Annotated in this window: 10 protein-coding genes and 2 pseudogenes; 5 read left to right on the top strand and 7 right to left on the bottom strand. The window is 71.8% G+C overall.

Annotated features, from left to right (window positions below; translation table 11 throughout):
• Positions 1 to 221: 221 nt before the first annotated feature.
• The 3 genes and pseudogenes from FM076_RS35225 to FM076_RS01475 all read right to left on the bottom strand — a co-directional run.
• Positions 222 to 843, bottom strand: a pseudogene (locus FM076_RS35225) (SDR family oxidoreductase); the annotation flags it as partial.
• Positions 844 to 922: 79 nt separating this feature from the next.
• Positions 923 to 1,336: a (R)-mandelonitrile lyase gene (locus tag FM076_RS01480; protein WP_173868140.1), complete on the bottom strand. Its 414-nt coding sequence runs from the start codon at positions 1,334 to 1,336 to the stop codon at positions 923 to 925.
• A 309-nt stretch (positions 1,337 to 1,645) separates the two neighbouring features.
• Entirely contained in the window at positions 1,646 to 2,668 is a 1,023-nt protein-coding gene (locus FM076_RS01475) for a zinc-dependent alcohol dehydrogenase family protein (RefSeq protein ID WP_173868139.1), read from the bottom strand.
• A 314-nt stretch (positions 2,669 to 2,982) separates the two neighbouring features.
• On the opposite strand from FM076_RS01475, the gene FM076_RS01470 reads away from it, so the two are divergent.
• On the top strand, positions 2,983 to 3,876 hold the full coding sequence (locus tag FM076_RS01470) for a helix-turn-helix domain-containing protein (RefSeq protein ID WP_173868138.1): 894 nt from the start codon (positions 2,983 to 2,985) through the stop codon (positions 3,874 to 3,876).
• Positions 3,877 to 3,926: 50 nt separating this feature from the next.
• The gene (locus FM076_RS01465) at positions 3,927 to 4,613 is read left to right on the top strand and encodes a ribonuclease H family protein (RefSeq protein ID WP_173874439.1); all 687 of its coding nucleotides are present in this window, start codon (positions 3,927 to 3,929) and stop codon (positions 4,611 to 4,613) included.
• Positions 4,614 to 4,854: 241 nt separating this feature from the next.
• Here the strand turns inward: FM076_RS01465 and FM076_RS01460 are convergent.
• From FM076_RS01460 to FM076_RS01445, 4 genes and pseudogenes are all read right to left on the bottom strand, one after another.
• A pseudogene (locus FM076_RS01460) lies at positions 4,855 to 5,822 on the bottom strand (BtrH N-terminal domain-containing protein).
• Between the two features lie 29 nt (positions 5,823 to 5,851).
• A complete protein-coding gene (locus tag FM076_RS01455; RefSeq protein WP_173868137.1) occupies positions 5,852 to 6,718 on the bottom strand; it encodes a GyrI-like domain-containing protein in 867 nt (288 codons plus the stop codon).
• Positions 6,719 to 6,888: 170 nt separating this feature from the next.
• Positions 6,889 to 7,353 (bottom strand): SRPBCC family protein, encoded by a 465-nt coding sequence (locus FM076_RS01450; protein WP_173868136.1) that lies wholly within the window; start codon positions 7,351 to 7,353, stop codon positions 6,889 to 6,891.
• A 140-nt stretch (positions 7,354 to 7,493) separates the two neighbouring features.
• A complete protein-coding gene (locus FM076_RS01445; protein ID WP_173868135.1) occupies positions 7,494 to 8,018 on the bottom strand; it encodes a GNAT family N-acetyltransferase in 525 nt (174 codons plus the stop codon).
• Positions 8,019 to 8,063: 45 nt separating this feature from the next.
• On the opposite strand from FM076_RS01445, the gene FM076_RS01440 reads away from it, so the two are divergent.
• The 3 genes from FM076_RS01440 (at position 8,064) to FM076_RS01430 (ending at position 11,608) form a co-directional block, all read left to right on the top strand.
• Positions 8,064 to 8,669, top strand: coding sequence for a helix-turn-helix domain-containing protein (locus FM076_RS01440; protein ID WP_173868134.1), 606 nt, complete (start codon positions 8,064 to 8,066; stop codon positions 8,667 to 8,669).
• A 171-nt stretch (positions 8,670 to 8,840) separates the two neighbouring features.
• Positions 8,841 to 9,107, top strand: a complete 267-nt coding sequence (locus FM076_RS01435; RefSeq protein WP_173868133.1) for a GlsB/YeaQ/YmgE family stress response membrane protein — start codon at positions 8,841 to 8,843, stop codon at positions 9,105 to 9,107.
• A 278-nt stretch (positions 9,108 to 9,385) separates the two neighbouring features.
• Positions 9,386 to 11,608, top strand: a complete 2,223-nt coding sequence (locus FM076_RS01430) for an MGH1-like glycoside hydrolase domain-containing protein (RefSeq protein WP_173868132.1) — start codon at positions 9,386 to 9,388, stop codon at positions 11,606 to 11,608.
• Positions 11,609 to 11,642 lie beyond the last annotated feature (34 nt).

Genomic DNA, 11,642 nt, shown 5'->3' with positions numbered 1-11,642 from the left:
TGTCAGAGCGGAAAACGTCATGCCGGTGTCTGGCGCAGGCGATCCAGCTCTTCCCCGATCGCCTCGCGCAGCGGATCGTGCCGCGGGCCGAGCGCGAACCGCTCGTCGGTCCAGCTGCCACGGGGGTACAGTCACACCGGCCCCCCACCGGGCCGGCCGGCTCCCAGTCGAACCGTGCCATATGTGTGCGCCCGGCCCGGCAGCTCCGGTGCGTGGTGCTGGACGGTTTGTCCGCCATCGACGACGAGTGCGGTTCCGGTGGTGAAGGCGGCGCCTTCGGAACAGAGCCACAGGACGGTGGAGGCGGTCTCATCCGGCTTGTTCAGCCGGCCTACGGGCTCGTCGGCGATGAGCCTTCGCGCCCTCCGGGCCGGCTGTCGCCGAAGCGGCGGATCATCTCGGTGTCGATGATGCCGGGGCAGATGGCGATGGCGTTGACGCGGATGTTGGCGGCGGTGTAGTCCAGCGCGGTGGAGCGGGTCAGTCCGATGACACCGTGCTTGGCGGCGGCGCAGGCCGCCTGCCCGTCGGCGGCGGGCTTGACGGGCTGCTCGACCCCCGCGTTGTTGAAGGCGGCGTCGAGGCGCCCGAAGGTGGCGACCGTGTCGTCCACGGTGCCGCGTACGTCATCGTCGTCGGTGACGTCGCAGTGCGCGAGAGCGTCCGGCCCCCGCTCTCGTGGATGAGGCGGGCGGTCTTCTCCAGGCCGCCGGCGGAGCGGTCGACCAGCGCCACATGGGCGCCCGCGCGGGCGAAGGCGAGGGCGGTGGTGCGGCCGACGCCGGAGGCGGCACCGGTCACGAAGGCCGCCTTGCCGGTGAAGTCGCCGTTGACGCTGGGCATGAGGGGGCCTTCCGAGACAGGCGACGGGGAGGAGACGAGGACGAGGTGTACGGGAGCCGGCGCGGGCCCGGCGGGCTCGTCAGTTGTCGACGGCGAGGAGGGCGGTGGCGTACTGCTCGTCCGTGACCGGCTCCAGCCAGGTGGTGCCGTCGCCGTTCCCGTCGCCCACCACGAGGGCGAGGTGGGCCATGGGGCCGGTGTCGATGGCACCGTGCCAATGCTCTTCCCCGGCCGGGCACTTGACGGTCTCACCGGCGCGGACGCGGACGATGTCGCCGTCGCGGGTGCCGACCAGGCCGACTCCGTCGGTGATGTGCAGGACCTGGCCCAGGGCGTGGCGGTGCCAGTTGGTGCGGGCGCCGGGGGTGAAGCGCACCAGGGCGGCCGCGAGGCGGGCCGGCTCGGCCGGGGTCTCGATCACGTCGAGGTGGACATCCCCGGTGAAGCGTGCGGCCGGGGCCTTGAAGGTGGGGGTTTCGGTGAGGTGTTCCACGGCTGCTTTCCTCGATCGAGTGGTAGGGGGCGGCGAGCGGACGGCCACCAGGTGTGCGTTCGCCGGGAGCCGTCACGGACCGGATCTTCGCGGTCCGTGCACAGGCCGGCGCGCGGAGCAGGTCCGGCGCCGGTGTGTCTCTGGCCGGTTCCCCGGCGCCGGCCTGTCGCCCGGGAGCACGCCCTGTGGTGGCCGAGCCGCCCGCCGCCCCGGGCTCCAGGCTCCTCCGGGACGAATTGGAGCGACGCGCTCACGAAACCACCGACGGAGCGGGGCTCCACCCGCGCCGCACGGGGCCTCGTCCGCGCGTCACACGCGCAGCAGAGCCTTGATGGCGCGGCGTTCGTCCATCGCCCGGTACGCCTCGGCGGCCTGGTCGAGCGGCAGGGTGAGGTCGAAGACCTTGCCGGGGTCGATCTTCCGCTGCCAGATCAGGTCGATCAGCTCGGGCAGGTACTGGCGGACCGGGGCGGGGCCGCCGTGCAGATGGACGTGGGAGAAGAACAGTTCCTGGCCCTCCAGCGCGACGTCGTGCGAGACGCCGACGAAGCCGACGTGACCGCCGGGGCGGGTGGAGCGTATGGCCTGCATCATCGACTCCTGGGTGCCGACGGCCTCGATGACCGAGTGCGCGCCCAGCCCGTCGGTCAGCTCCTTGATCCTGGCCACGCCCTCGTCGCCGCGCTCGGTGACGATGTCGGTGGCGCCGAACTCGGCGGCGAGCTTCTGCCGGGGCTCGTGGCGGCTCATCGCGATGATCCGCTCCGCGCCGAGCTGCCGGGCGGCCAGCACAGCGAGCAGACCGACCGCGCCGTCGCCGACGACCGCGACCGTCCTGCCGGGGCCGGCCTGGGCGGCCACCGCGCCGAACCAGCCGGTGCCCAGCACGTCGGAGGCGGCCAGGAGGCTCGGGATCAGATCGTCGTCGGGCGTGCCGGGCGTGGCGACCAGGGTGCCGTCGGCCAGCGGGACGCGCAGCCGCTCGGCCTGGCAGCCGAGCGCGCCCATCCCGACGCGGTGGACGCAGGAGGGCTGGTAGCCGGCCCGGCATATCTCGCAGGTGTTGTCCGAGGCGAAGAACGAGCCGACCACGAACTGGCCCGGCTGGATGGAGGTCACCTCGCTGCCGACCTCTTCCACGACGCCGACGTACTCGTGTCCCATCGGCGTCGGCCCTCCGACCGTCTCGACACCGCGGTAGGGCCACAGGTCCGAGCCGCACACACAGGTCGCCGAGAGCCGGATGACCGCGTCGGTCGGGTGGATGATCCTCGGGTCCTCGCGCTGTTCCACCCGGACGTCGCCGGGCGCGTGCATCACGACACCACGCATGGGGGTTACTCCTTCACGTTCTGCGACCGGCCTTCGCCGTTGCCGGGGCCGGCGGTCCCTTGACCGTCCAGGACGGTAGCGGGACCGGGCACCCGCCGACAGGACGGGGGACCGGTGGACGGGGGCACGGGGTGGTCGCACCGCTGCCGCCCCCGATTCGGGGCTCGGGCATCTCCGCGGTGACGCTGTGGCGTCCGGCCGGGGAAGTGCCACGTCGACAAGGAAACCCGGTCCGGCCTCGTACAGCGAGGCCCCGAGGAGGGGTGTACCCGCGGTACACCCCTCACGGGACGCGGTGGACGTACGGTCGAAGGGTGGACAACCGTCAAGAGGTCCGCGAGTTCCTCACCTCGCGGCGAGCCAAGATCGGTCCGGAGCAGGCCGGGCTGCCCGCCGGGCCCAGGCGCCGCGTCCCCGGCCTGCGCAGGAGCGAGGTCGCGGCCCTGGCCGACGTCAGCGTCGAGTACTACGCCAAGCTGGAGCGCGGCAATCTCGCCGGCGTCTCACCGGGTGTGCTCGAAGCCGTCGCCCGCGCCCTGCAGCTCGACGACGCCGAGCGGGCTCACCTGCTCAACCTGGCCCAGGCGGCCGACGGCTCCGACACCCTCACCCGCCCGCGTCGCCGTCCCACCGCCCCGCAGTGGACGCCGCACCGCAGCCTGCGGTGGACGCTGGACGCGATCACGGCAGGGGCCGCCTTCGTCCGCAACGGCCGTATGGACATCCTGGCCGCCAACGCGCTCGGCCGCGCCTTCTACAGCGATGTCTACGACAGCTGCCCCAAGCAGCCCAACCTCGCCCGCTTCAACTTCCTCGACCCGGCATCCCGGCGCTTCTACCCCGACTGGGAGCTGTTCGCCGACACCTGTGTCGCCATCCTGCGCACCGAGGCCGGCCGCGATCCGCACGACAAGGCCCTGCACGACCTGGTCGGCGAGCTGTCCACGCGCAGTGAGGAGTTCCGCACCCGCTGGGGCGCCCACGACGTCCGCCGGCACGGCACCGGCACCAAGCGCTTCCACCACGCGGCCGTGGGCGATCTCACCCTCGCCTACGAGGGCCTGGAGATGGCTGCCGAACCCGGTCTCACCCTCACCGTCTACACGGCTGAGCCCGGCTCGCCCTCCGAGGAGCGCCTGCGCCTGCTCGCCTCCTGGGCCGCCACCCGTGAGGCCGAGTCGCCGGGGCAGCCCCTCACCTCCGACTGAGTGCCGGCGTCGCCCGTGGGACCTGGCATGATCGGGGGATGCCAGAACGTATGGTTGCGGCCTGTGACGGTGCCGCCAAGATCAATCCGGGGCCCGCGGGCTGGGCCTGGGTGCTCGCCGACCCCGCGGGCACCCCACTGCGCTGGGAGGCGGGTCCGCTCGGCCGCACGACGAACAACGTGGCCGAACTGACCGCCCTCGCCGAACTGCTGGAGGCCACCGATCCGGCCGTGCCGCTGGAGGTCCGGATGGACTCCCAGTACGCGATGAACGCGGTCACCAAATGGATCGCGGGATGGAAGCGCAACAGCTGGCAGACCGCGTCGAAGAAGCCGGTGGCCAACAGGGACCTGGTCGTCCGCATCGACGCCCTGCTCGAAGGCCGGGACGTGGTCTTCCAGCACGTACTCGCCCACCAGGTGAACGGCGACCCGCTCAACGCCATCGCCGACGCGGCGGCCAGCACCGCGGCGACCGAGCAGGCTCCCGCCGGCACGGCACACGGCGCCACCGGTGTTCCCCGGCCGAGCCCCGCGACCGAGGACAAGCCCCGCGCGGCCCGCTCCGGCAAGACCCGCACGCGCCGTTCGACGGGGCGCGGAGCCGGCCCGGTGATCAAAGCGAAGTTCCCCGGCCGCTGCGGTCACTGCAAGTCCCCTTACGAGGCGGGCGAGCAGATCACCAAGGTCGCGTCCGGCTGGGGGCACCGGGCCTGCCGCGAGGGTGCCACCCCGTAACGGGAGGCTTTCGACCGGGGGCGCGGCCGTCGTCGTCGGCGTACGGAGGGAGGCCCACAGCACCCGGGCGACGGACTCGCACTCCGCCTCGGCCGCAGGGGACCGAGCCGGCCGGGAACGCCCTGCGCCCGAGCGTGGGGCAGGGGCACGCAGGCAGGACCAGCCCGGGCACGGACGGGGTTGCGGTCGTTGTCACTGCGCAACGATCACGGCCGCCACGTGCCGGACTCCTCGGTGGTGGTCACCGGATGTCCCCCGCCAGACAGCTCAGTGCCCGCATGGCCTCGCGTTCCACGCGGGAAAGGTCACCGAGGAGGTCACCCGCCGCCACGAGACGCTGTTCCTCGCCTGTTTCACCGGCTCGGGCGATCAGAGCTGCCACTTCGGTCCACAAGGTGGCCGCCTCGGAGTACAGCCTGTGGCCCGTCCGCAGGTGGCCGCTGTCGAGCAGCTCGGCGCATTCGGCGAGGAAGTCGCGGTAGAGGTTGCGGAACAGGGCGCCGCCGGTGCCGGCCCTCTCCATGAGGAGCGCGGCCTGCGGCAGGTCCCGCTCCGGGGCGTCGGTGCGCCGGAGCCATGTGCGTACCAGCTTGCCGGCCTTCTCGATGCCCCGGTGGCCGAGGTTGGCGATGGGCGGGTTGAGGAAGGCGTGCGCGCAGAGCGTGATGGCGGCGACGAGCCGGCGGTCCTGCGGGGCGCACAGGTCTCCTGGGGCCGTGAGCGTGAAGGACCGGTTCCTGGCGGTCATCGGACCGCGCGCGGCCCGGGCGCGGGCCAGGCCGGCCAGGCCGGTGGAGACGGCTCCGCCCTGCTGGTCCGTGTCCACCAGGTAGGCGTCGTGGTCGTCGTAGCCGTACATGGCCACCACATGACCGCCGAAGTGCACCTTCGAGGTGAAGTAGTCCAGGTGGTAGCAGTCGAGCCGCAGTCCGACGGGGCGTCCCGCGGTGAGGGGCGCCACCACGTTGTCCCACGCCTTGCGGGGTGAGGTGGTCTCCTCGACGAGGAGTTCCAGCCCGAGCAACGAGGCGAGGTTCCTGGTGAGAGCGAAAGGTCTCACCCGTCCCCCGAGGAACGGGAAGCCCATGCGCTTGCTGTCCAGTAGACGAAGGACAGGCCGGAGCCGAGGCCGAAGAGCATGGGTTCGGACAGATCGATGCCTTGGTGCCGCAGCAGCACGCCCAAAGCTGTCGTCTCGCAGTGCCGCATACCGCGGGCATCGACGTCCACCACTGCGCTCACGCCGCGCCCTCCTCGTCGCTCTCCTGGACGGGAACGACCAGCCGGGTCGTCAGTTCCTCTTGCGGTGCTTCTGCCGGTCCCACGAGATACGCCTCATGCACAGGCGCGCGCGGGCGCAGCCCGCGCTCATGGATGGCGGCGAAGAGCGCGTTGCAGGCCAAGGGCAGCTCCTCATAGGACCCGGTGTGCACGGTTTCCGCGACGAGGCCGCCCGGCAGCACCTGGGACTCCAGGCCGAGGGGCTCCTCCCGGTGCGGGCCGTGCGTCTCTTCCGTGTCCGGTATCCGCGCTTCTTCCGTGTCCGGTGTCCGCGCTCCGACGCGGATGTCCATCCGCTCTTCCGGATCCAGCGGGTACAGCCCCCACAGCGGCGGCTCCCAGGCGAGGCCCGCTTTGGCGAGTGCCGGCAGCAGCCGGCCCACGCACGCCCCGACCGTCTGCCCGGTGTCCGCGCGGAAGCATACCGCTCGTACCGTCGCCAGCCGCCGCTCCGGCTCCCTGCCAGTCGTCACCTCGTAACCGGGCAGGCCGTCCTCCGCCAGCCGCTCCAGCATCCGGATCCGTGTCCGGTCCCGGCCGATCCGCTCGGCCGGCCGGTCCCGCTCGGCGCGCAGGATCCGTGCCCTGTGCCCGGAGTCGGCGGCCAGCGTCCGGGCGATGACCGGCAGGGGGAGATCCATGTCGCGGAGCAGGGCGATGGTCAGGGCATCGCGTGCCTGTTCCGGGGCGTAGTAGCGGTAACCGGAGCCGGAATCCACACGGGCCGGGGACAGCAGCCCCAACTCGTCGTAGTGGCGCAGCTGTTTGACGCTGAGCCGGCAGAGGCGCGCGAAGCGCCCGATGGTGAGAAGTTCGATCCGCACCCCGCCATGGTGGGCCCTCCCGCAGAGGGAGAGTCCACTGCCGGGGCCCACGGAACCCGTATGTCCCGGAGCGGCACCAGACCGGTGCGGACATGGACGCACCGGCCTGGTGCCGCTGTCACCCGCGGGGGGCATCCGTCAGCGGTGGGGCGGGTACCACCGCTTCGCTGTCACTCGGCCGGCCTGGCCCCTTCCCGGGCCGATGCCGAACCGGCGTAGGCGGCCAGGCCGTCGACCATCCGCTGCATGAAGCGGGTCAGGTACCACCGCCAGAACGGCCCCGAGAAACGCAGTTTCGGCTCGAAATCCGCCGCCCAGGTGATGTCGGTGCCGCCCCGCGGCCCCTCGGTGAGCAGGACGCTCCCCAGGTAGGACCGGAAGGGGCCGCCCATGTTCTCGTAACCGAACCGCTGGTCGGGGACGAGTTCGACGATGCGTTCCCGGGAGACGGCCCGGCCGGTGCGGAAGACGCGGACGTCGCCGACGTCCTGTCGCTCCCCGGGGTCGCCCCCGCCCTCGATCTCCGCGGCGTCGATCGGTGACCACGACGGCCAGGTCGCCGCGCGGACGAGCGCCGCGTAGACGGCCTCGGGGCCGGCCGGTGAATGGGCGGTGACGGTGTAGCTGTACGGCATTTCTCCAGCCTAGGGCGGCCGGGGCCGCAGGTGGATACGCTCAGTTGCTCACTCGTCGGCGAAATCTTGCGGTGCGTAGAAGGCCGTACGCGGGCGCGATGTGCGTCGCGAGCGCCCGGCGGCGACAGACAGGGGCCGGTTCATCCGTTCTGCGCGGTGGCCAGGGAGCGCTGCATGAGCACGGTGTCGATCGAGCGGCCGTGCTTGTGCCCGACACCGGTCAGCCGGCCGGCGTGGGTGAAGCCGAAGCGCTGGTGCAGTGAGGTGGAGGCATCGCTCCCGGTGTCCGCGATGACGGCGATCATCTGGCGGATGCCCGCTTCGGCGCACCGGGTCAGTGTCGCGTCGAGCAGTGCGCTGCCCAGCCCCTGCCCTGTCAGGTCCGGGGAGAGGTAGATCGTGTCCTCCACCGTGCGGCGATAGGCGGGCTTGGGCCGCCATGGGCCCGCGTAGGCGTACCCGGCCACGTCGCCGTCCACCACGGCGACCAGGAACGGCAGACCCAGGGCGGTGAGTTCGTCGAGCCGTTCCCGCCATGCGGCCGCGGGCGGTGGCGTCTGCTCGAAGGTGATCACGGTGTGGGTGACGTAGTGCGCGAAGATGCCGGCCACCGCCTCCAGATCCGCGGGGGTGGCGGGTCGAATGGTCACCGAGGGCACTGTCACGACAGCTCATTTCTCTATAGCGAAAATCGTGGCTATTATAGAATAATGTTCGACCTCGCGGCACTGGGTGCGCGCGTCCAGGGGTTGCGGCGCGATCGAAGGCTGACCCTCCAGCAACTCGCAGAGGCGGCGGACGTCAGTGTGAGCATGCTGTCCTCCATCGAGCGCGGCCGGAAGGCGCCCACGGTCGTGGTACTCGCCCGCGTCGCGGAGGGTCTCGGCGTGCCCCTGACCGATCTCGTGGCGCAACCCGAGGATGACCGGGTCGTCGTGCGACGCGCCGCCGACCAGGAGAGGATCGACGAACCGGGTGGGTGGCACCGCACGATCCTGACGCCGGTCGTACCCGGAGTGAACTTCGAATGGATCCGCACGACCCTGCCGCCCGGCTGCGACGCGGGCCGCTTCCCGGCCTACGCCGCGGGCTCCCACGAGTACGTCGTCGTCGAATCCGGCACGCTCCGGCTCACCCTCGCCGGCACACCCGTCGTCCTGGCCGAGGGCGACTCGGCCTACTTCGCCGCGGACGTCGTCCACGCCTACGCCAACGAGGGTTCCGAACCGTGCACGTACTACGTCGCCGCGCTCATCATGCGTCCCCGTGCGGGCGGAGCGCGTCCGGGGGAAGGGGGCGCGGCGGCAGCGGTCTGAAGCGAAGTGATCTGAAACAGTCCGAACGGCGGCATGCTGGTGGCGTGGTGGCGTGGTGGTGCCTGGTCAGCACCGTGTTCGCCTGGTTTGGACCTATTGCCGCCGGATACCCCGCAGGTTCTCGGCATCACTTCGGTGCCGCTCCCGCACACGAGAGAAAGGGTGTTTTCCGTGGGCATCATCGCCTGGATCCTGATCGGTCTGCTCGCCGGGGCCATCGCGAAGGCCCTCACGCCGGGGAAGGACCCCGGCGGCTGCCTCGTCACGATGCTGATCGGCATCGTGGGCGGACTGCTCGGAGGCTGGCTGGGCAAGGTGCTCTTCGGAGTCGAGTCGATCAACGGCTTCTTCCACCTGTCGACCTGGGTCGCCGCGATCGTCGGCTCGGTGATCGTGCTGCTGGTCTACCGTCTCCTCACCGGAAACCGGTCGCGTTGAGCGGTGTGCAGCGGCAGGTGGTGGCATGTGCGCGGGCGCGAGGGCGGGGTGCCGAAGGCGCCGATCGCGTGAACCAGCCCTCCATGAGCGTGATCAGCCCTCGATGAAAGATCAACCTCTTGCCACAACCAGCCCGGAATCGTAGGTTCGCTTTCGGAAGACGAACGTGAAAGGCCCGGCAGCGCCGCCGGGGCGCCGGGTGTGCGACAGCGAGTGAACGCCTGACAGGGTGCCGACGCCCGGACCACGCGGGGCCGTGGGAGACCTGGAGCCGCGCCATGCCGGATGTCACCAGAAGGGGCTTCGCCGCGCTGTCGCTCGCACCGGTCGGGGCCGTCGCACTGAGCGCGGTTCCCGCCCAGGCGGCGCAGCGCCCGACGGACGGACGCGAACAGGAACCCGGCACGCGCCCGGAGCAGCCGGGAGGAGCACCGGCGGGCGAGCTGACCGACCTGCTGGACCTGCGCGGCTTTCCCGCGGCGGCCCAGCCGCCGGAGAACAACCCGCTCAACGTGTTCGCGGACCTCGGCGCCTGGCACGCCTACGGCCTGCCGGACGCGGCGGACGAACAACCGCTGGGCGCCGGCCTCGGGTTCAGCGGGCCGCTGTATCTGGCGGAGGAGTACCCGTGGTACCTCAGCCGGGCGTTCACCTGTTTCGGGCTCACCGACATGCGCACCGGCAAGCGGGTGGACCTGCGGCAGGATCCCGTGCCCCGCGCGCACAGCGTTCCCGGGCGGCTCGTCCAGCACCGCACCGTCTCCGGACTGGAGGTCACACTGACCCTGTGCTACGCCAGCAACCGCACCGCACTCGTCACCGCGGAGGTACGCAACAGCGGCAGCGCCCCGCGCACCGTGCGCGCCGACTGGTCCGGGGCCCTGCTGCGGCACACCGAGGAACCCGTCCGCAGCGCACCCCAGTTGGCGGCGACCGGCACCGGAGTGGCGGTGCGCTTCGCGCGGGTGCGGGACCACGAACAGTTCCTGACGACCGGTCAGGCCCGCTTCGAGGTACGGCACGCCGAGCCGGTGCACACCACCGTGCGCGCCGACCACTACCGCAGCACCGCCCGCCACGCCCGCCGGCTCGATCCCGGCGAGCGCACCCTCTTCGCCTGGACGGAGAGCTACACCTTCACCACCGCGGAACGGCACGCCGACGCCTCCACGGCGCGTGCGGCGCTGAGGCATCCCGCACGCGTCCTCGCCCGGACGGAGAGCCGCTGGAGCGGGTACCTCACCCGCGCGCTGGAGCGGGTACCGTCACACCGGCGGCGCGCGGCGGCCAAGGCCGTGCAGACCTTGCTGACCAACTGGCGCAGCCCGGCCGGCCTGCTGAAGAAGGACGTGATCACGCCGTCCCTCACCTACACCTGGTTCGCGGGCGGAGCGTGGGCGTGGGACTCGTGGAAGGAGGCCGTCTCCACGGCCCTGTTCGAGCCCCGTCTCGCCGCGGCGGCGATCGAGGCGATGTTCGACCACCAGATCACCGAGGACTCCGCCCAGCGCCCGCAGGACGCCGGAATGGTCCCGGACGCCGTCTTCTACAACAACGTGCGGCAGGGCGGCATCAACTGGAACGAGCGCAACTCCAAGCCGCCGCTCGCCGCCTGGGCGGTGTGGGAGGTCTACCGGCGCGGTGGCGACACCGGCTTCCTGCACCGCATGTACCCGAAACTCACCGCTTACCACGCGTGGTGGTACCGCAACCGGGACCACGATGGCAACGGCCTGGCCGAGTACGGCGCCACAGTGGACCCGGCGAACGACTCATCCAAGGAACGCCGCTTGGCCGCCGCCTGGGAGAGCGGCATGGACAACGCCCCGCGCTTCGACGAGGTCGCGGTCGCCGCCAACAAGGACGAGGGCGGCAGGACCGTCGGCTACTCCCTGCGCCAGGAGTCCGTCGACCTCAACTGCTATCTGTACGCCGAGAAGCAGTACCTTGCCCGGGCCGCCCGCGTACTGGGCCGCGTCGCCGACGCGGACCGGCTGCTGCGCGAGCGCGCCGCGCTCGGCAAGCGGATCCGCTCCCGCATGTGGGACCCGAAGACCCGGTTCTTCTACGACCGCGCCCTGCACGGTGACCCCCGCACCGGCGCGGGCAAGGGCATCGAGGGGGCGATTCCGCTGTGGGCGCGGGTGGCCACCGCCCGGCAGGCGGCCGGGGTGCGCACGGCACTCACCGACGAGGAGCAGTTCGCGACACCTCTGCCGATGCCGACCGTCGCCCGGAACAACCCGGCCTTCGACCCGACCGGATACTGGCGCGGTCTGGTCTGGCTCGACCAGGCGTACTTCGCCGTCCTCGGTCTGCGGGCCTACGGCTATCACCGGGACGCCCGCCGGATCACCGAGCGGCTGCTGACCCGCGCCGACGGACTGCTGGGGGAGGGCCCCATCCACGAGAACTACCACCCCCTCACCGGAAAGGGCCGCAACTCCAGCAACTTCTCCTGGTCCGCCGCGGCCCTGCTGGAACTGCTGCGGCCGGCCTGAGCACGCTTGCGGCGGCCCGGCCCGGCCCGGCCCG

The organism is Streptomyces albus subsp. chlorinus (genome assembly GCF_013302895.1).
Classification (GTDB): Bacteria; Actinomycetota; Actinomycetes; order Streptomycetales; family Streptomycetaceae; genus Streptomyces; species Streptomyces chlorinus.
This window is presented reverse-complemented; position numbering and strand designations above follow the sequence as displayed.